The organism is Polyangium sp. 15x6, from assembly GCF_029960785.1.
In the GTDB taxonomy this organism is placed as follows: domain Bacteria; phylum Myxococcota_A; class Polyangia; order Polyangiales; family Polyangiaceae; genus Polyangium.
Genome location: NZ_JASBQE010000005.1, coordinates 210494 through 230909, shown reverse-complemented (window position 1 = coordinate 230909; position 20416 = coordinate 210494). Strand labels below are relative to the sequence as shown.

15 protein-coding genes are annotated in these 20416 nt (G+C 70.4%); 3 read left to right on the top strand and 12 right to left on the bottom strand.

Going from position 1 to position 20416, the window contains the following annotated elements; all coding sequences use genetic code 11:
* Positions 1-168: 168 nt before the first annotated feature.
* The 8 genes from QHF83_RS06460 to QHF83_RS06425 all read right to left on the bottom strand — a co-directional run bounded on the left by QHF83_RS06460 (position 169) and on the right by QHF83_RS06425 (position 11660).
* Positions 169-1758, bottom strand: a complete 1590-nt coding sequence (locus QHF83_RS06460; RefSeq protein WP_282416895.1) for a VWA domain-containing protein — start codon at positions 1756-1758, stop codon at positions 169-171.
* A gap of 163 nt (positions 1759-1921) precedes the next feature.
* Positions 1922-5851: a serine/threonine-protein kinase gene (locus tag QHF83_RS06455; RefSeq protein WP_282416894.1), complete on the bottom strand. Its 3930-nt coding sequence runs from the start codon at positions 5849-5851 to the stop codon at positions 1922-1924.
* Positions 5852-5926: 75 nt separating this feature from the next.
* On the bottom strand, positions 5927-6142 hold the full coding sequence (locus QHF83_RS06450; RefSeq protein WP_282416893.1) for a hypothetical protein: 216 nt from the start codon (positions 6140-6142) through the stop codon (positions 5927-5929).
* Positions 6114-6983 carry an SMI1/KNR4 family protein gene (locus QHF83_RS06445; protein ID WP_282416892.1) on the bottom strand — a complete coding sequence of 290 codons (870 nt, stop codon included), beginning with the start codon at positions 6981-6983 and terminating at the stop codon, positions 6114-6116. Before QHF83_RS06445 ends, QHF83_RS06450 begins: the two co-directional genes overlap by 29 nt.
* A gap of 91 nt (positions 6984-7074) precedes the next feature.
* Positions 7075-8658, bottom strand: a complete 1584-nt coding sequence (locus QHF83_RS06440) for an HNH endonuclease (RefSeq protein ID WP_282416891.1) — start codon at positions 8656-8658, stop codon at positions 7075-7077.
* A gap of 423 nt (positions 8659-9081) precedes the next feature.
* Positions 9082-9801 (bottom strand): hypothetical protein, encoded by a 720-nt coding sequence (locus QHF83_RS06435; RefSeq protein ID WP_282416890.1) that lies wholly within the window; start codon positions 9799-9801, stop codon positions 9082-9084.
* Positions 9798-10604 (bottom strand): hypothetical protein, encoded by an 807-nt coding sequence (locus tag QHF83_RS06430; RefSeq protein ID WP_282416889.1) that lies wholly within the window; start codon positions 10602-10604, stop codon positions 9798-9800. Before QHF83_RS06430 ends, QHF83_RS06435 begins: the two co-directional genes overlap by 4 nt.
* Before the next feature lie 36 nt (positions 10605-10640).
* A complete protein-coding gene (locus QHF83_RS06425; protein ID WP_282416888.1) occupies positions 10641-11660 on the bottom strand; it encodes a hypothetical protein in 1020 nt (339 codons plus the stop codon).
* Positions 11661-11886: 226 nt separating this feature from the next.
* On the opposite strand from QHF83_RS06425, the gene QHF83_RS06420 reads away from it, so the two are divergent.
* Positions 11887-13455 carry a PGRS family protein gene (locus QHF83_RS06420; protein WP_282416887.1) on the top strand — a complete coding sequence of 523 codons (1569 nt, stop codon included), beginning with the start codon at positions 11887-11889 and terminating at the stop codon, positions 13453-13455.
* A gap of 54 nt (positions 13456-13509) precedes the next feature.
* Positions 13510-14715, top strand: coding sequence for an MFS transporter (locus QHF83_RS06415; protein ID WP_282416886.1), 1206 nt, complete (start codon positions 13510-13512; stop codon positions 14713-14715).
* 52 nt (positions 14716-14767) lie between these two features.
* Here QHF83_RS06415 and QHF83_RS06410 read toward each other — a convergent pair whose 3' ends face one another.
* Positions 14768-15721, bottom strand: a complete 954-nt coding sequence (locus tag QHF83_RS06410) for an NADP-dependent oxidoreductase (protein WP_282416885.1) — start codon at positions 15719-15721, stop codon at positions 14768-14770.
* A 165-nt stretch (positions 15722-15886) separates the two neighbouring features.
* On the opposite strand from QHF83_RS06410, the gene QHF83_RS06405 reads away from it, so the two are divergent.
* Positions 15887-16798 (top strand): hypothetical protein, encoded by a 912-nt coding sequence (locus tag QHF83_RS06405; protein WP_282416884.1) that lies wholly within the window; start codon positions 15887-15889, stop codon positions 16796-16798.
* Here QHF83_RS06405 and QHF83_RS06400 read toward each other — a convergent pair whose 3' ends face one another.
* The 3 genes from QHF83_RS06400 to QHF83_RS06390 are packed head-to-tail and all read right to left on the bottom strand — an operon-like array spanning position 16799 to position 20416.
* Complete coding sequence (locus QHF83_RS06400) at positions 16799-18094, bottom strand: acetyl-CoA C-acyltransferase (protein ID WP_282416883.1); 1296 nt, start codon at positions 18092-18094, stop codon at positions 16799-16801.
* A gap of 13 nt (positions 18095-18107) precedes the next feature.
* Positions 18108-19529, bottom strand: coding sequence for a 3-oxoacyl-ACP reductase (locus QHF83_RS06395; protein ID WP_282416882.1), 1422 nt, complete (start codon positions 19527-19529; stop codon positions 18108-18110).
* Positions 19526-20416, bottom strand: coding sequence for a MaoC/PaaZ C-terminal domain-containing protein (locus tag QHF83_RS06390; protein WP_282416881.1), 891 nt, complete (start codon positions 20414-20416; stop codon positions 19526-19528). Before QHF83_RS06390 ends, QHF83_RS06395 begins: the two co-directional genes overlap by 4 nt.

Genomic DNA, 20416 nt, shown 5'->3' with positions numbered 1-20416 from the left:
TGAAATGGTACAAGGAGGTACCATGGACATATAACCAGCGCCATGCCGCTGACGCGCCGAACTTGGCAAAGCAGTAAATGGACGGGGGTATGTAGCAGCAAATGGACGGAAGCCGTACGAATAGGCCTCCATCCGGTCGGGAGAACCCCTAAGGCTACTGCGGAGGCATCAATACTGCGGGTGCTTCTGAATGAGGCTCACGATCTCGAGCAGCTCGGGATCGTCACCTTTCACGTTCGCCGCGACGGCCATCGCGTGCGCGTCGGCCAGGTTCTGCGACGTCGGCGCCTTCAGGGCCTCGGCGAACGCGACGATGGCCTTGGCCTTGGGCAGCCCCGCCTTTTGCGCTGCGAGCAGGTCACCCACGGTCGTCGTCACGGACGTCTCCTGGTCGAGGTACGTGAGCGGCGTCTTCCAGCGCGCCCGCACGGTGATGGAGTCTGTCGCGACGATCTGCGCCGGGTCGCACGCCTTGAGCACCTGATTGAAGATCATCGCGTCGCTCGGCGCGAGGTGCTGCGGCTCGACCTCCTCCGGGTTCGCCGAGTACTCCTCGCCGTAGAACTTGTGCATCTGGAAATACCACGGCATCGTCAGCTCGATCTGCACCCCGCGCGCCGCGATCTCCATGGTCTCGTCGAAACGCTCGACGAACATGCGCGAGGCCTCGTCCACCCCGTCGAGATAGACGTACGCGCCGCGCCCCTTGTCGGTCACGATATCCATCAGCCGATCGTCGTACGAGCCGCCGGGCCCCGTGCCCACGCCGACCAGGTAAATACCCTCCTTGTCGGCGTCCTTCGATTTCTCCCCGATGAAATCGGCGTCCGTCTCGCCCACGTTCGCCCCGCCGTCGCTGATCAGCACCAAGCGGTTCAGCCGCCCCGCACCATAATGCTCCTCGGCGAGCCCGTAGCCCGCGACGAGCCCGCTGTGCAGGTCCGTCCCGCCGTTCGCCGTGAGCCCGTTCGCCAGGGCCACGATCTCCGGATCGTTCGGCCCCGTCACCACGTGACCGCTCATCACCACGTTGTTGCTCGTGTTCCAGGTGACGGCATTGACGATGTCGCCCTCGGCGAGGTTCGCGGCGATGGCCTTCACCGCTGCTCGCTCGCGCTCGATGCCGGGGCCGCCCATCGAACCCGAGGTGTCGAGCACGAACGTCACCGTCATCGGGCGCCGCGGCTTGACCGCGTCGTACGAGCGCACGGCGATCTGGAAATCGAGCTCGTTCGCGACCGCGGTATTCGCGAGCTCCGGGTAGAGCGCGAGCTTGCCCGCGCCCGGCGCGTCGTACTGGATCCGATAATAATTGAGAAATTCATACGTGCGGATCTCGTGGGCCATCGGCTCGATGCCCATGCCGATGAGCTCGCGCACGTGGACCGGAGAGCCCATCGAGTTGGAATCGTCGGCCGAGAGATAAAGAACGACGGGCTTCGAGCTATCGAGCCCTTCGCAGGTGAACTCCGGGGCGGCGTCCGTGCCCGCGTCCTGGGAGGGCGCGGCCGGATCGGGCGGCGGCGGCGGCTCCCCCGGGAATTCGCCTGAGCCGCCGCCTCCGTTGAACCCACCCCCGGAGCCGCCCACGCCCACCGATCCCACGGGCTCAGGCCCGCTTGCGCCCGACCCCTCGTCGACGAACCCCCCCGAGTCGGCCCCGGTGCCATCCACGGCAATACAAGCGGCGAGGATCCCGCCAAGCGAAGCCACCAGCAAAGGAAGCACGGAGAGCGAGCGCAGAGACCGTAGTTTCATGAGGACCTCCAAAGCGAGGAGCCGAAGCGGAGCAAGCCGCATGCCCGAGGCCCGAAGCACCATTTCAGGGTCGAAGTTCGTTTCTCGTTTCGCCGTACCCCTGGCCCACGCTGGCACAAGGCGCGGCTCGCCGACCTACGGCGTCAGGCGGTCACGGCACTTCTCAGGCTCCGGCGCCGAGCTCGCGCCCGAGCTCCATCGTGCGCGCGTTCTCCGGCACCCGCTCGAGAAAGCTCTCCCGCGTCGCGCCGTCCGTCATTCGGTTCGCCCGCGCCAGCAGCCGCGTCCGCGCCTGGAAAATCGCGTGTTTCCCGCTCGCCGCGCTCCCCGACGCGACGAGCGCCTCGGCATACACGAGCCGGAGCAGCGCCTCGCCCTCTTCCATACCCCCGAGCGACGCGAAAAGCCCCATCGCCGCCCCTGCAATACCGAGCCCCGACGGCCAGTTGCCCTGCGCGAGAAGCGCGCGCGCCCACGCCGCGAGCGCGAACGCCCGTAGCGGCCCGATCGCCGCGAGCGCCTCGGCCGCGCCCTCGGCCTCGATCTCCGCCGCCTCCAAATCCCCGCGCGCGAGCAGCAATGCGGACAGGTAAATCCGCGCTCGCCCCTCCTGCCGCCGGTTCGATTGCTGCGCGAAATCGGCCATCGCCTCGCGCAAATGCCGCTCGGCCTCCTCGAGCGCCCCGCGCGCCGCGAGCGCGGGCCCGAGGTTCTGCTTCGCGAGCGCCGCCACGTTGTACAGCCCGAGCCGCCGCGCCTCGCCGAGCAGCTCCACGAGATCCCGCTCCGCCTCGGCGAACAGCCCGAGCTGAATGCGCGCGTGCGCCGCGTTCACCCGCCCCACGCAAGCGTCCCTGCGATTACCAGTCGCGAGAAACGCCGGAATGCTCTTCTCCGTCGCGAGCAGCGACGCCGCCGGATCCCCCGTGCAGAGCGCGCGCGACGCGTGCAGCGCATACAGCCGCGCCGCCACCCCCTGATCTCGCTCCGCAATGGGCCACGCCGCCATTCCAAGCTGCCCGATGAGCACCTCGGCCGCCGCGTGCTCCCCCGCGTGCAGCAGCGACGCCGCCACGTGCGCCACCGCGCTCACCGCCGGCGCCGACGCGCCCATTGCCTCCGCCCCCGGCGCGCGCACCTCCTCCGCGAGCGCTTCCAGCGCGTCCTTTTGCCCCAGCCGGACCAGCATCGACGCCGCCGTCGCCGCCGCCCCGTACCACGCCCCGCTCCCCCGCGGCAGCGCTTGCATCGCGCTCGCCGCGCGCGCCGAAGCCTCGGCCGCCTCCCCGAGCCAGCGATAGGCCTCCGCCTGGATCCACGAAAGCTCCCCGCGCGCCTCGGGCGACGCGCCCCGCGCGCCCTTCTCGGCCCGCTCGATCGCCGCCCGGAAATCGTTCCCTTCGAGCGCCTGCTCCGCCGCCCGCCGGTACCACGCCGCGGCCCGCGCCGTCACCTTCCCGCGCTCGTAATGTTCTGCCAGGACAACCGCGTCCCGCTCCCCTGCCTCCTCCAGCCACGCCCCCGCGAGCTCGTGCCCGAGCGCGCGATCCGCCTCCGTCAGCGCCGCGTATGCCGCCTCGCGCACGAGCGCGTGCCGGAACGCATACTCCTCCTGCGCGGGAAAACGGCTCTGCGACCGCTTCACCACGAGCTCGCGCGCGCACAGATCCGTCAGCATCGGCCCGAGCGCGTCCTCGCGTGTCCCCTCGCCGAGCAGCGCCGCGGCCCCGCCCCGCCAGAACACCTGCCCGAACACGCTCCCGGCGCGGAGCAGCCGCCGCGACTCGGGCGGAAGCGCGATCAGCCGCGCCTCGACCATCGCGAGCACCGTCTCCGGCAGCTCCGCGGCCCGCCCGCTCTCCGCCGCGCGGATCAGCTCCTCCAGGTAAAACGCATTGCCCCCGGCCCGCTCCACGAGCCGCGCCACCATCACGTCCGAGACCCGGTCGCCGAGCACCTCCCGCACGAGCCGCTCGGCCGCCTTCTTCGAAAGCTCCTTCAGCCGGATCTCCTGCAAAGGCCGCCCCTCCCAGAGCCGCGGGAAAATCTCCGGCAAATCGGGCCGCGAGAGCGCCAGCACGAAAATCGGCCGCTCGGGCAGCGCGCGGAGCAGCTCGTCGACCAGTTTTACCGTGGGCCGATCCCCCCAGTGCAGATCTTCGAGGATCAGCATCGCCGGCCGCTCGTCCGTCTCGACGCGCAGCAGATCCTCCCACGCGGCCCGGATCTGATCCCCCATGAGCAAGGGATCGCGCCGCGCCGCGCGCAATTCGATGCTCTCCTCGTCCGCCGGCGGCACGCCCGCGAGCGGACCGAGGAACATCACGGCCCGCTCGAGCGCCTTGCCCGCGAGATGCCGCCCGAGCCGCGCGCGGAGCCTTTGCCGCTGCACGTCGAGCGGCATCCCCCCGGACAACCCCGCCTGCCCGCGCAGCATTTGCCCCACGAGCGCGAAGGGCGAATTCTGGCTCATCGGATCGCCCTGCCCGACCCAGATCCCGACCGGATCCCGCGTTTCGCGCACCTTGCGCAGAAGCTCGTGCCGCAGCCGGCTCTTGCCCATGCCCGGCGCCGCCAGGATCACCGCCGCGCGCGAGAGCGGCTCGTCGAAACATTCGTCGATGAGCGCCATCAAAATGGCCATCTCGCTCTCGCGACCGACACAATGCGTGGGCCGGCCGAGCAGCGTACGCGCCGCCTCCGACACGTCGCGCTCGCCGCGCAGATAGAGGCCCCCCTCGTCGCCGTCGACGTCGAACCGCACGTCGAGCAGCCCCGCCATCACGTCGTCGAGCCGGATCGGCGGCGCCTTCCCGGCTGGCGCCTTCTTCCCGAGCAGCCTCACGCCCCGCTCGATCACCGCGCCCATCGGCAGCCCCTCGGACGACACCTCCGCGCCCGCCACGAGCGCCATTGGCGCCTCCGGCAATGCCGCCCGCAACTCCAGCGCCGATCGCGCCGCCCGCGCCGCCTGATCCGTCGCCGCGCCCGTCGACAAGAGGCTCACCACGAGCGTCCCATCCGAAAGCGCGTCGAGCCGCCCGCCATATCGCTCGACGATCGCCGCGAGCGACCTCGATCGCCCGCCCTCCGTATCCATCGTCGCCTCGGCCCCCGAAAGCTCGATCGTCGGCGCGAAGACCTCGCTGTCCCCGGCCTTCGGCGTCTGCTCGCCCGGCGGCACTTTCGTGAGCACGAGCGACACCACGCGCCGCTCCTTCCCTGTCAGCCCGCTCGGCCGCATGCTCGCCTCGATCGCGTCCGAGCCTTCGATGATCCCGAGCGCCGCGAGCTCCGCCGCCACCGCGGCCCCGTCCCGCGGCCGATCCTTCGGCGCCTTCGCCAGCATCCGCGCCACGAGCTCATCGAGCGCCTCCGGCACCCCGAGCCTTTGCGACGACACCCGCGGCGCCTCTTCCAGCACCACCTTGAGCAGCGCCGCGTGCATCTCCTCCGCCGCGAACGGCGCCCGCCCCGTCAAGCAATGAAACAGCACGCAGCCGAGCGCGAACACATCCGCCCGCGCATCGATCCTCTTCGAACCCCGCGCCTGCTCCGGCGCCATGTACGCGGGGGTCCCGAGCACGTACCCCGAGTGCGTCAGCGCCTCGCCGCCCTCGACCCGCGCGATCCCGAAATCGAGCAGACGCACATCCGTGGCGCTCTGCCCCACGAGGAAGATGTTCCCCGGCTTCAGATCCCGGTGCACGATCCCCGCCGCATGCGCGACCCCGAGCGCCTCGGCCACGCGCCGCGCCACGCCCACGCTCTCGGCGGCGTCGAGCCCTGTGCGCTTGAGCCGATCGCTCAGCGTCTCGCCCTCCAACCACTCGAGCGCGAGCCACGGCTCCCCTTCCGCGCCGAGCCCGTGCGCCACGTGGCGCACGATCCCTGGGTGATCGAGCCCTTCGAGCAGCTCCGCCTCCCGGACGAAACGCGTCTCGGTGTCCGCGTGCGCGTGGGCCCAGAGCACCTTCAGCGCGACGAGCCCGCCCGTCCTGCGGTCCCTCGCGCGAAACACCTTCCCCATGCCGCCCGAGCCCGCCACTTTGTCGAGCTCGAACCGATCCGCGACGACGTCTCCGGGCTTCATCCTGGGAGCCCGATGCGTAGCGGAAAGCGCGGGAAAAGGCCAGCTTTTCGGCCAGCCGGGTGGCCGTGAGCCGTCTCAGACCGGATCCACGATCGAGAAGAGAGCTCGTAGCACAGCATTGGGTATGGCGAGCGAGGCGTACGCGACGAAGAGCTTCAGGGCGAGGCCGTGTTTCTTCGTGGTGAGCCAGTTTGCCCCGATGCGGAGCAGGCACGTGACCAAAGGCCCGTCGATCTCCCGCTTGCCATGGGGCGAGGCATGGTCATTCGAGTACGATGGCTCGTGATTCATAGGGCAACGACGAGAGCGCACGAGTGAAACCTCGCCAAGCCTCCGTGTCGACCTTCGTCGAAATGAAATAATCGCAGTCGGCGTGCTCAGGATAGCGAAGCGCAAACCCGGTCATCCGCGCGGTGAGCTTGGCGTATTCGGGATCCTCCTGCCGCACGAAGCCTCGTTTGACGCGGTTCGGGGTGAGCCACGCCCCCTGTTTGTCATCAGCCACCGGCAGGTCGAAATGGAACGTAGGATAGCCATACCACTGATCCCCCTGATCTTCCAATGGGCATCCGCTCGCGTCCGCCAACGCCGCCGCCACCGCTTCGATCGGCTGGGATGTGCTGATACCGTAAGCAGGCTCCTGCTCAGCCCGTAGCTGGTGCAGGAACGTAAGGAAATCGGGTGCGAGGACCTTGTCGACATCGAAGCACTCCACATCAATGTACGTGATACATGGTTCGCTCTCGCGCCCACGCTTCCGATAGTCGAAGCAAAAATGATAGTGCCCGTCGCCGCAGAACGAAACGAGGTCGTCGAGGCGGCGCGGCTTCTTGATGTTGTTCTCGCGCATGTACGCTTTCACCTCCTCCCAGTCGTGTTCGAGAATCGACGGGAAGCGCGGGCCGATGCCGGCGAGACAGTCGACGGGCGCGAGGTCCGAAGGGTGGTCCGACAGGCGCAAGTAGCCCCCGTTCTGTACGCGGAGCGCCGCGAGGTAGGCGGCCGGCAGCTTCACGCCGAGCTGGGCCTCGGCTCTCTGGATCGCGCGCGGCGTGAGCTTCGGCTGAAGACTGGGCAGATAGACGGGAATCTTGAAGAGACGCTTTGGTACATCGATTAACGGTGTGGTCATTGATCGCCCTCACTATCCCTGCGAGAGTTGTTGAACACATGCGGGTCCGGACTGCTCGCTCAGGGGTTCTCCGCGGTCTTTGGTCCCCATGTCATGGTTTCCCTTGCGTGGCGACCCCGCCGGTGTGGCCCGTGTCCCCATGGATTTTTCGGGGCACGAGCTGCATCGTCTTTCCATCCTGGTGATGGTGCCACGTATAGCCGTCCGGCGTTTCTGTCAATCCCGCCTCCTTGTTGGCGAGCCTGTCATCGGCACGCCTATTCCCCGTCTGGTTGATCTTTACCTCCTTTTTTACGACTCCGGCAGCCTTGAAATCCGGATACCCCTCGGCATCGAAGGGCACGCCGGTCTCGGGATGTTTCTTGCCCGCGAGGTGAGCGTTCCGTATCTTTGGCGCCCCCGCCTGCCCCGCCGCGCCGTTCGGCGCCGTGACCGGCTTCGTCGTCGTCGTGACTGTCGTCGCGCTGGGCGGCGCCACTGCCTTCGGCGTGCTCGCGGCCGGCGGACTCGGCAGCTTCGGCCGCCGCAAGAACCCGCCCGGCCCGCCCGCCGCGCTCGGCAGGAACACCGGCATGCTCCGTAGCCTCTGCTGGGCCGTCCGCAGCGCCCTCGCCCCCGCGGTCTCCAGGGCTGCCGCTCCCGCGGTGGAGATCGTCAACAGGGTGTCAGCCAGGGCGTTTACGATGGCGTACTTGGCCTCGGCATCCGCCCAGCCTTTCCCATACCCCTTGAGGAAGCCCTCCCAGGCGATCTTGGCGAGCCCCTCGTCGTCGTACGTCGGCAGATCGGGGATTGCATTCAGTCGTCGGGCCAGATCGGCCCGCATCGCCTCGGCGCCTGCGGGGTTGTTCCAAAGCGCTACGTCGAAGGGGCGCCCCCCGCCGAGACTGATACCGTTGAGCGAGTTCTTCGCTTCCGCCGCCCCGCCGAGCGTCTCGCCCCATAGACGCCCGAGTCGCTCACCGGTGCGCCTCGCCTCCTCCTCGGCCTCCCGCCGCGCCAGGTTGACTTTCTGCTCTTCGTACGTTTTCCCAGGAGGAGGCGGCGCACACGGCACGCTCATCCCAGGCGTGGGCGCGGGCGTGGGCGCCGTTTGCCCGATGAAGCGCTGATCCGGCGGCCTGTTTCCCGGCCTGTCGCAGGGCCTCATCGCCGACGTCCGCGTCACGGTTCGGACGGTCGTGCTTTGGGCCGGCGCGGCTTCCGGGGCCTTCGCCGCGATCTCCTCCGGTGGAGGCGGAGGCGGCGGCGGCGGTTTATCGCAGGGCAGATCCTGATACGCGAGCCCCAGGAGCCTCCGACTCTCGGACGGCGCGAGGGGGTCATGGATAAAAACGGCCTTGACCGAAGGGTTTTCCAGGAGCTTTTCGAGCGGTTCGAACGCCGGTCGATGCACTCCATCCCCGAGCTCGTACCAGTAGCGCGCATTCGGGCCGACGCGGGGATGCCGCCGGCAGACGCGAAACACGCTCTTGCCGTGGAGCTCCTCCGCCCACCCCTCCGCGCGCACGCCCGCCGCTCCGCACCCGACGAGCCATACCGAGACGCAAACAGCGAAGAGCAGCGGAAACGCAAGCCGAAGAAACCGCAGCGCAGCGCCCACGAGCATCAGCGCGGCACCGGTGACCCAGCGGCGAGGGTGCGACGAGGGTGAGAGCACGCGATGAAAGGTCATGACCAGGGCCACCATGACGGCTCACAGCGGCCCCCCCTGTCAACGGCACCCCTCCGCACCAGACCGAACCGAACCGCGCCCACCCCGGGGACCCCTCCCCCCGAACATTTCCGCGCCGCGCTCCCCCCGGCGACCCCTCCCCGCCAAAAATCCGCCCTGCAATTCTCCGCGGGGACCCCTCCCCGCCCGCCCCTCGGCGACAAAATCCCGCGGGGAGGCCCTCTCCCCCCGACCTCCCCGCCGGGAAATTCCCGCGGAGACCCCTCCCCGCACGGCGGGCCTCGCCCGGAACCTCGCGTCGACCCCTCCCCGCGCGATTCCGCGCGAAGACGCGCTCCTCCCCGAAGCCTCCCGCCCCCGTTTCGCGCTCCCCGGCGCCTCCCTTTCACACCTCCCCCGTCCACCTCGTAAGGTCGCAACCTCTCAAAGCCGGATCCCCGCCAGAATCGTCGCAATCCCCTGCACGACGAGCACGAGCCCACACACCACCGCGAACGCCACCGCCCCGCCCGTCCGCCGGAACAGCTGCGCCTGCCCTCCCACCGTCACGAGGCTGCGCATCTCCTCGGATCCGCCGAGCTCCCAGCGCGCCCGTGCGTCCCTGTAAAACCCGTCCACGCGCTCCTGCTTTCGCGTCACGGCCGTGATCATCACGTCGGCGCCCTCCGGCACCACCGCCTCCTCGACCTCCACGTGCGTCGCGCCGGGCGGCACCAGATCCCGCGCCCACGGCGGCCACGACGACAGCGCCTCCTCCACGCGCACGGCGGGCGACACCCATTCGTCCCCGACCACCTCCGCGTCCGCGAGATCGACCATGCACGTGCCGCTCGCGTCGCGCAGCGCCACCCGCGACGCGCGCAGGACCGAGCGCTCCCCGAGCCGCTCGCGGCGCTTGCCGTCCCCGGAAAAACCTCGGAGCGTGGTGCGCACGACGACGCAGCCTTTCCGCGAGAGCCCGTCGATCGGCTCCTCCGCCGCGGCGATCGTCCCCGCGAGCTCCACCACCCCGGGCTCGATCTCCGCGATCTTCTTCGTCGGGCGCCGCCACACCTCCAGCACCAGCGCCGCCCCCTCTCGCGCCCGAAAGATCAGCGCGCTCCCGGCGACCAGAAGCCCCGCCCCGAGCAATGTGACGATCATCGAAAGCTCCTCCGCGTGCGGCTCGCCAGCGACAGCACCGCGAAGCCGGCCGCCGAGAGCACGACGAGCGAAAAAAGCCCCCCGAGGAAAAGCAGCGGGCTCATCCGGCTCCCGATGCGCTCCCTGGCGCGACCGAGCGGATCCACCGTGATGAAATCCAGCCCGTCCCGGCAGGGCACGATGTCATTCGTCTGCTTGCAACCGAGCACCGTCACCGGCATGCCCTCCGCGAGGACACGCTCCCGATACACGGCCGAATCTCCCAGCGTGGAGAGCTCCTTGCCGCACGCCTCCCGGATCGAGGCCGGGATCTCGAGCCCCGTCGCGTCCCGTTCCTTCATCGAAGCGACCGCGATTCCCACCCGCGGATCGTGGCCGAAGAGCCACGCCGCGCCCTCCTCCTCGTCGATTCGCACCCGCTCGTTCGTCTTGGCGAGCGCGAGCCGGAAGGCGAACCCGTCGTTCCTGCGCACGGCCACGTCGTCGAAGTTGCCCACGGCGCAAAAAACCTCGAATCGGCCCCCGCCGCTCGGGGACGGGCGCCCGACGGCCCCGACCCACCCCGCGGCCGGGACGCCGAGCGGCGAGGACGACGACGCTTTGAGCAGCGAAAGCTCGCCGCGGATCGCCATCGGCCCGTCGTCCGTCCTTCGCTCCGCGTGCGCCGCGAGCCGCGACCCGATCGACGCCGTCCGCAAAGACGCCCACAGAAAAAACAAGGCGCCGAGCGCGAACGGCAAGAACACGAGGCCGACGAGCATCCGGGTCTTACGTTTGGGCTCGAAGGAAAGCATCTGCGTCATCGCAGCCTGCCCGAGGCCCGGCCCCGATGGAAGAGGTTACTGCAAGGAGGCCCAGCTCATCGAATCGACCCGGGTGATGTAGAGCGCCCCGCCGCTGCCGTCGGGCTTGTAGATGGCGGCCTCGCCCCACTGGAGCGCGTCGAGCACGCCGCATTGGTGCCCCGAGTGGCCCACGATGGCCGCGTTCGTGCCCGCCGGAGGCTCCTCCGCCGCGAGCGCCATCGTCGCCGCGCATCGATTCGCCTCGTCGTACGCAAAACCCGTGATGCCCTGATTCTCTTCGACCGTCGGGCCGAGGTCCATGAGCTCGGCGGTCGTCTTGCACCGGCAGAACTCGCTCGCGAGCACGCGCCCGAACGGAAAACCTCGATTCTCGATCGCGATCCCCATCTGCTCGGCCTGGGAGATGCCCGTCGCATTGAGCTGCCGCGCCGTCGCGGTCGCGCAGTTCGAATCGCAGCTCTTCCACCAGCCCGGCGATGACGTCTCGGCCGCCGTCCCGAGCTGGAACGCGTCGTCGCACACATCCGCGGCCGCGTGGCGCCACACGAGGTTGTACCCGCCGCCGACGAGCGCCTGCCCGATCGTCACGGCGAGCTCTGCCGTCGCCGCCCCGCCCCCGCAGCTCCCCGGCGCGTCGCAGCCGTACACGGCGTAGTGGTACGTGCGAGGCACATCCGGCGTCGTGGCCACCAGATTGCGGAGCGGCTCGCTCGCCGTGGCTGCCGCGCCCTCGTAAACGACGGTCGCCATGGGGTCGTCCGGGCCCGTGGGCATCGCATTCTCGACGCGGACGATCCGCGACGCGGGCTTGCTCGATTTCACCCACGAGAGCTCGACATACCCGCCGAGGACCGATGCCTTCAGCTCGCTCGGATCGCTCACGGTCCCGCCGCCGGCGCCGCCGCTCCCGCCCGCGCCGCCGCTCCCGCCCGCGCCGCCGCTCCCGCTCGTGCTACCCGACGTCGTGTCGCCCGCACCGCCCTCGCCCGTGCAGCCGGACGCGGCGCTCCAAAGACCGAGAATCAACGACGTCCCGACGAGAACCTTTTTCATTGATTCCTTATACCTGAAGCACCGTCCCGGGGGCGTCAACATCGTCCCGAACGTGCGCTCCGCGCCTTGCAATCCTTCCGCGATTTCCGCAACCGGGCCCACGCCTCGTCATCCAAATCGTCGGCGCTCGCGATGCGATGCCCGGCGGCCCCCGAGGGCCCCGGACGCGTGCTCGCTGCGAGCGCCGTCCTCTCCATTTCAAAGCCCACTCCGGAAGCGATCGATCATGCCGACGAACCTCGGCGGGGCCGCGCGCCTCGCCCTCTTGCCCCTCGCCCTGCTCGCGCTCGCCGCGAGCTGCGCCCCGGCTCCCGAGGCCGAATGCACCGATGGCCCCATTTGCGAGACGAGGGCCACCGGCGAACGGTACGTGGTCCCACGCTGCGTGCCCGCCTGGAACGCCGGACCCGTCCCCGCCGATTGTGGCGTCTTCGTCTCCGCGAGCCTCGGCGACGACGACGACCCGGGCACCCAGGACAAACCGTTTCGCACCCTCGCCCACGCCGCGCTGATCGCCGGCGCCGATCGCCCCATCTACGCCTGCGCCGAGGACTTCCACGAGCGCCTGGTCCTGCCCGCCGGCGCGAGCGTCTTCGGCGGCCTCGATTGCGAGGAAGGGTACCGCTGGACAGACAACACCCAGAAGACCCGCCTCTACGGCTGGCCCGACGAGATCCCGCTCGTGCTCGCGCCCGGCCCGCGCGTGACTCGCATCGAGGACCTCGCCGTCTTCGCCGCCGACGCGACCCGCCCCGGCGGATCGTCGATCGCCCTGCTCGCCGACCACACCCACGCCGATCTCCGGCGCTGCGACGTGCGCGCCGGCGCGGGCGCCGACGGCGAGAATGGCACGAGCCTCCCGTCCGATCCCGCCCTCGACGGCGCCTCGGGACTCGACGGCCAGGCCGCGTGCGTCGCCGATCCCGACCTCGGGACCCCGGGCGGCACACGCGTCGAGCGCACGTGCGACGACGGCAGCGTCACCATCGGCGGGCAAGGCGGCGACGGCGGCGCGATCCTGCCGGATTCATTGCAATCGACCCCCGGACAAGCGGGCGAGTTCGGCACGCCCGCGGCGATGAGCTTCGGTCTCGGCGGCGCCGGCGACGCGGGGAGCGGCTGGAGCTGCGCGACCGGAAAGGGCACGCCCGGCACGCAGGGATCGCGGGGCACGCCCGGCACGGGCGCCGCGGGCTTCGGGCGGATCGACGCCACGGGGTATTTCGGCATCGCGGGCGGCAAGGGCGGATTCGGTCTGCCCGGACAAGGCGGCGGCGGCGCCGGGGGCGCGCGGGGCGCGGCCTCGATTTGCACCAATGCGACGCCCGGCGCCGGCGCGAGCGGCGGCAGCGGCGGCACCGGCGGCTGCGGCGGACGTGGCGGCATGGGCGGCGGTCCCGGCGGCGCGAGCATCGGCATCGCCAGCATCGAATCCTCGATCGTGCTCTGGGACGGCCGCGTCGCGGTCCATCGAGGCGGGCGCGGCGGCGACGGCGCCGATGGCCAGCTCGGCGGCCTCGGCGGAATGGGCGGCAAGGGCGGCACCGGAAAAAACCTCGCCGCGCCCGACGCTTGTCCGGGCGGCGCGGGCGGCAAGGGCGGCAAGGGCGGCTCCGGCGGCGGCGGCCTCGGCGGGCCTGCCGTCGTGATTGCCCACGTCGGCGCCGAGCCCGAGCTTCGCGGCGCCGTCTCGCTCGCCACGGGCAAACCCGGCTCCGGCGGAAAGGGCGGCGACGGCGACGTCGCGGGCAACCGCGGCGCGCCCGGCCTCAGCGCGGCCATCCGATCCTTTTGATGCTCCGCGCTTGACGTACGCGTGCGTGCGCGGCACCGTCGCGGCAATCGTGAAATGAGCGCCCTCGCCGTCCGCCTCGCCGACATCACCGAGGGTTTGCCCCGGGCGTTCTGGTCGCTCTGGGCCGGCATGCTCGTCAACCGGGCGGGCAGCTTCGTCGTCCCGCTCCTCTTCGTTTACCTCACGCAGCAGCGTGGCCTCGACCTCCCCACCGCGGGCCTCATCGCCTCGCTCTTCGGCGCCGGCTCGCTCGCGGGCACCTTGCTCGGCGGCGCCCTCTCCGATCGCCTCGGCCGCCGCGCCACCATGCTCCTCTCGCTCGTCGCGAGCTCCGCCTTCATGATCGGCCTCGGCCTCGCGCGCGAGATCTGGCAAATCGCTTCGGCCACGGTCTTCCTCGGCTTCTTCGCGGACATGTTCCGCCCCGCGAGCCAGGCCCTCATCGCCGACGTCGTGCCGCCCGAGCACCGCGTGAAGGCGTTCTCCCTGCAATACTGGGCCGTGAACCTCGGGTATGCGTTCGCCGCCGTCCTCGGCGGCTTCATGGCGAAGCGGAGCTTCCTCGCGCTTTTCCTCGGCGACGCGCTCACGACGCTCGTCCTCGCCGCGATCATCTGGCGCTCCGTCCCCGAGAGCCGACCGGCCGAGGCGCACCGCGACAATCGCGGCAGCGTGCTCACGCCCTTCTTCGACGGGAAATACCTCCCGTTTCTCCTCTGCAACCTCGCGCTCACGCTCGTCTTTTTCCAGCACCTCTCGGCCATGCCGGAGGACATGCGCCAGAAGGGCCTCACCACCGAGCATTACGGCATCACGGTCGCCACGAATTGCTTGCTCATCGTCCTGTGCCAGCCGCTCGTCACGCGGTGGGTGAAGGGCGTCCCGCGCGGCGTCCTCCTCGCGAGCGCCGCGACGCTGACGGGCCTCGGATTCGGCGCCATGGCGCTCGCCTCGACGCTCCCGGCGTACATGGCCACGGTCGCCGTGTGGACCTTCGGCGAGATCATCTTCGCGCCCGTGAACGCGAGCATCGTCGCCGACCTCTCGCCGAAGCACCTCCGCGGCCGCTACCAGGGCGCCTTCTCGCTCACCTTCAGCTTCGGCGCGATGGGCGCCCCCTCGATCAGCATGCGCCTCCTGCCGAAGACCGGCCTCCCGGTCTTCTGGCTCATTTGCCTCGTGCTTTGCTTCGCCGTCGCGGCTTGCCAATTCGTCTGGGGCAAGAACCTGCCGCCCCCGGCTCCCAAGGAAAACCCCTGACGCGCGCGGCCACGCGCGGCGGGCCGCGTGGCCGCTTGTGCGGACGACCGTTTTACAGGACGAGCACGGCCTTGCCGCGGGTGCGCCCCTCGCGGCTCTTCTCCTGCGCCAGCACGGCCTCCGCGAACGGCAGGATCGACGAGACGTGCGTGCGGATCTTCCCCGCGTCGAGGAGCTCCCCGAGCTTCGCGAGCTCCTCCGCGTTCGGCTCCACGAAATGGTAATACGCCTCCCGGATCCCGCGCGCCTTCGCCTCGTCCGCGTTCGGCGTGTCCACCACGCTCACGAGCCGCCCGCCGGGCTTCACGAGCTCGTAGCTCGAGGCCTGCGTCGCGCCGCCCACGCAATCGAACACCACGTCCACGCCTTCAGGCGCGATCGCCCGGACGGCCGCGCGCACGTCGCCGGCGCGGTAATCGATCGGGTGATCGACGCCGAGCGAGCGAATGAAATCCTGGTTGTCCGGGCCGGCCGTGCCGATCACCGTCGCCCCCGCGTGCTTGGCGAGCTGCACGCCGAACATCCCGACCCCGCCGGACGCCGCGTGCACGAGCACGGTCCGCCCCGGCCCCACGTCCGTCTGCCGCCGGAACAGCGCCTGATACGCCGTCAGCCCCGCCAAGGGCACGCTCGCCGCCTCGTGGAGCAGCAGCGATTTCGGCTTCGCGGCCACGAACGACTCCGGCACGACCACGAATTCGGCGTACGTCCCGCCCTGCACCTCGGGCTTGCGCGTGTATACGTACACGGCGTCGCCGCGCTGGAAACGCCCCGTTCCCGCGCCCAGCGCGTCGATCGTGCCCGCGCACTCCCAGCCGGGGATCAGCGGGAATCGGTGCGGAAGGGCCTGCGCCAGGTATCCCTCGCGAATTTTCCAGTCGACCGGGTTGATGCCGGACGCGGCGATCCGGATCCTCACCTCGCCCGGGCCGGGCTCGGGCGTCGGCAGATCCATGGCCTTCAGCGTCTCGGGACCTCCGAACTGTTCGATCACAATGGCTCGCATGGGCTCTCTCGTCTCCGGGATACGGCGCGACCTTTCGCGCGGGGACGCGAAATGTAGGCGTCGAAGGGTCCTCGACAAGCGACCCGAAGGCGCGCCCAGAAAAAAGTGACACCGGTGGGCGGCCTCGCTGTACCATGCCGTTTCCCCCCGAACACGAGGTCCCCCGTGCTCCGACGACTCCTCTTCCCCATCGCTGGAATCGGCCTCTCCCTGTTCACGATCGCCTGCGGCGGAGGCGCGCAAACGACCACGCCGCAGACGGCCGCGGACGCGGACGCGGACGCGAGCCCGGACGCAAAGGCAAAACCGACGACGGCGAGGCGGACCCCGACGGACCCGGACCTCGGCCGCGACAAGGAACACCCGGTCCCCCGCTGCGGCCCGGTCGACAGCTACGCCTTCATCTCGGAGTACACGTGCAAGGACGGCTCGCAGCCGCTCGGCGCCGATCCCCAAAAAGGGCGGGAGGCGCGCTCGGGCAACGTCGGCGCGAACCACACGGGGCACATCATCGACAGGTACGTGGTCGAGTGTCCGGACGGCGAGGTCGAGATCTTCGTCGACATGTACGGCTGCCCGGCCGCAGAGCGGAAGCTCGAGGCGATGAAGGACGTGGAAAACCCCTTCGGCCCGCCGGGCGAGCCCTTGCCGCGCCCGCGCCTCCTGGCGATCGCCGCGGTGTTCAAGAAGATGAGCCAGGCGCCGCTCTCGGAGGCGAGCCGCGAGCACATCTCGAACGCGGTCGCGTGGGCCTCCGCGAGCCCCGACATCGAGGTGACACTTTGCCCGTGGTTCCGCGATTACATCGACGGCCCGAACCCGAAGAGCCACTCGCCGGTGGCGACGATCCTCCTCGCCCACACGATCCTCGGCGTCGCGGCGCACCAGATCGAGAACCCGCGCGCCGATCCGATGGCGGGCCAGGTCGAGGGCTTGCGGACGGCTGTCCGTGTCTATCGGGCGTTCCGGGACGAGGGCGCGTTCCGAACCGTGCCCATCCTCGAACAGCTCGACAAGGTCGAGGCCGACGGCAAGCTCGCGGACTGGTTCACCAAGAACGCGAATTGTGGTCCCTGATCAATCGATCCGCTCGAGCAGCGCCGCCGCCCCGAGCCCGCCCGCCGCGCAAATTCCCAGAAGCGCCGTCCGTTTGTCCGCACGAACGAGCTCGTTCGCCATCGTCGTCACCATGCGCGCGCCCGTCGCGCCGAACGGGTGACCGAGCGCGATCGAGCCGCCGTGCACGTTGAGCCGCGCCGGATCCACCTCGCCCACGGCCGCGCTCTTGCCGAGCCGCTCCCGCGCAAACGCCGCGCTGCCGAGCATCTTCAGCACGCAGAGCACCTGCGCCGCGAACGCCTCGTGCAGGTCCACGAGATCAATTTCGGCGAGCGTACGCCCGGCCCGGTCGAGCACCTTCGGAATGGCGAGCGCCGGCCCCATGAGCAATTGATCCGCCGGATCGACGCCCACGTACGCCCACGAAGTCAAAGCCGCGCGCGGCGCGTATCCGAGCGCCCGCGCCTTCTCTTCGCTCATCAAGAGCACCGCCGCCGCGCCGTCCGTGAGAGGACTCGCGTTGCCCGCCGTCACCGTCCCGTCTTTCGCGAACACGGGCCGAAGTTTTGCCAACTTTTCTTCGCTCGTATCCGCGCGCACGAGGCCATCCGCGTGCACCCATTTCCCTTCGGACGCCTCGACCGGCGTGACCTCCTCGTCGAACCGGCCCGACGCCATCGCCGCCGCCGCGCGGTGGTGCGAGCGCGCCGCGAACGCGTCCTGCGCCGCGCGGGAAATCTCATTTCGCCGCGCCATCTTCTCGGCCGCCTCGCCCATCACCTCGCCCGTCGTCCGCTCGGCGATCTTCGGCCGCGTCGGCAGGATGTCCGTGAACGGCGCGAGCTTTCCGACCGCGCCGAGAATGGCCTTCGGATCGGCCTTCCCCAGCGCGACCGGCGCAAGCGCGTGCACCACCTTTTGCGGCAGCTTGATCTCCGCATTGCTCGTCGAATCGCTCCCGCCGGCGATCACGATGTCCGCCTCGCCACGCTCGATCGCCGCCGCCGCGAGCGTCACCGCTTGCAGCCCCGACGCGCACGCCCGCGTCACCGTCATCGCCTCGCAGGCCGGATCGAGCCCGAGATCCAGCGCGATCTCGCGCCCCACGTTCGGCGCCGTCCCGGGCAGGATGACCCCGCCCCACACGATCGACTCGACGTCCCGCCGCCCGAGGTTCGCCTTCTTCAAGAGGCCCCGCGTCGCGGCCACGCCGAGCGCGATCGTGTCGAGCTTCGTGAAATCCGTGAATGCCTTGACGAACGGCGTTCGCAGCCCGTCCACGACCACCGCCCGCCGCCCTGTTTTTCCGGACATCCCCATGTTCCCCTCACGCGCCGATGAGCGCGCCTCCGCAGACCCGCACCGTACGCCCCGTGATCCCCGCGGCCCCCGGGCTCGCGAGGAATGTGATGACCTCGGCCACGTCCTCGGGCAAACCACCCTGCCCGAGCGCGGCGAGGCGCCGCCCTGCTTCACGCACCGCCACCGGGATCGCCGCCGTCAGCCGCGTCTCGATGAACCCCGGCGCGACCGCATTCACCGTGATGCCCCGCTCCGCCACGATGGGCGCGAGCCCCGCGACGAACCCGAGGATCCCCGCCTTCGAGGCCGCATACGCCGATTGCCCGACGTTGCCGGCGATCCCCGCGATCGACGACAGGCACACGACACGCCCGCCCTCGCGCATCAGCGGCTCGAGCGCCTCGTGTGTCCGGACGACCGCGCCGAGGTTCACGCCGATCACCTCGTCCCATTGCTTCTCGCTCATGCGCCCGAGCGTCTTGTCCCGCGTGATCCCCGCGTTGTGCACGACGACATCGAGCCCGCCGAGCCCCCGCACCACCTCCGCGATCCGCGCGGGCGCGTCATCCGCCCCGAGATCCACGAGCAGCGCCGTGCCTTGGATCGATCGCGCGAGCTGGCTCGTCGGCCCATCGTCGCCCGGTCTGTCCAGACAGACCACGTGCGCCCCCTCCTCGGCGAGCCGCCGCGCCGTCGCGGCGCCGATGCCCCGCGCCGCGCCCGTCACGACCGCGACCTTCTTTTCGAGCGGCCGCACGAACGGCGGTTTGTCGTCGGACATCTTCGTCCGCGCGTCGACCACGAACGGCTGCGCCGAGACGAACGCCGATCGCGGCGAAAGCAAGAATCGAAGCACGGGCCCGAGGCGCGCCTCGGCGCCCTTCTCCACGCGCACGAGGTTCGCCGTCGCGCCCCCGCGGCCGATTTCCTTCGCCACGCTCCGGACGAACCCTTCGAGCGCGGCTTGCGCGGCCGCGGCCGCGGGCCCATTCCCGCTCGGCCGCCCGAGCACGAGCACGCGCCCCGACCGCGCGAGGCGGCTGACCAGCGGGTGAAACGTCTCGTAAAGGGCGCGAAGGCCGGCGACGTCCCGGAGCCCCGTCGCATCGAAGACCACGCCCGCGACACGCTCGTTGTCCCCGAGCGCCGAAAACGGCCGCGCAGGCCTGCCGTAGGCTTCGCCCGGCTCCACGAACGCGGAGGCGATCGAATCGGTGCCCGTCAAATACGCATTCGCGCCCGCCGCCGCGAGCGTCTCCGCGATCACGGGCGCGAGCTCGGCGCCCGCCGACGCGCCCACGACGACACTCGCGTCCGCGAGCGGCCTCTCGCGCCACGGTCCGCGCGCGCGCCTGAGCGGCACCGGCAGCGGAATGGGCAAACCAAGCGCGCTCACGACCGCCCGCGCCCGGGCGTTCCTACCAATCTCGAGCAAAACGTCACTCATGGCCTGATCTCCGCGTCGAAGTGACCTTCCAGATAACTTCCGCCCCCATGGGCGTCTCCCACCCAGATCCCGCGATTCTGATCGACGTACACGCCGACCCGCGCGGGCAGGACGAGCGGCCGGGTGAACCGCACGTCGATGGTCGAAAGTCGACCCGGATCCCCCGCGAGCCGCGCTCGATTCAAGGCCTCGATCGCCCGCGCGAGCGTCGAGAACCCGTGCAGGATGCACGACCGGAAACCCGCCGCGCGCGCATACGGCGCGATCCAGTGAATCGGATTGAAATCCCCGGTGAGCTTCGCGAAATCGAGCCCCGCGCTCTCCGGGATGCGGGAAAACGCGATCTCGCGCGCGTCCGCCGGCACCGTCGGCCGCGCCTTCTTCTCCTTGCCCTCGCGCTTTTCGAGCGGGATGAACGTGCGCATCTCGGCCACGAGCGCCATGCCCGCGCTCTCGGTGCCCGTCTCGATGACCTGCGTCACGAGCGCCCGGTGACCGTCGTCGTCCACGCGATCGATCCGCGCCCGCACGCGGAGCGGCTCGTTCGCCGGCAGCATCGCGCGTTGCTCGATCCGACAGCCCGCGTTCACCACGCGGCTGAGCGGATACGGCAGCACCGCGAGCGCCCGCGCCGCGAGCGGAAATCCCCATTGCGGGAACATGTGCGCCGGCAAGCGCCCGCGATACCACGCCGGATCGCCGCCCACGTGCCGCACGTAATCCCGCACGAGGTCCGCGGGCCGCGGCGGAATCTCCTCCTCCAGCCACCCGCCCCGCTCCGGATCGATCCCGCTCGCCGGCCGGCGCACGAGCGCCGCGAGCGCCGCCTGCCCCATTCCTCGCAGCACCGGGAGCTGCGAGAGCACGTGTTTCGTCGAGACACCCAT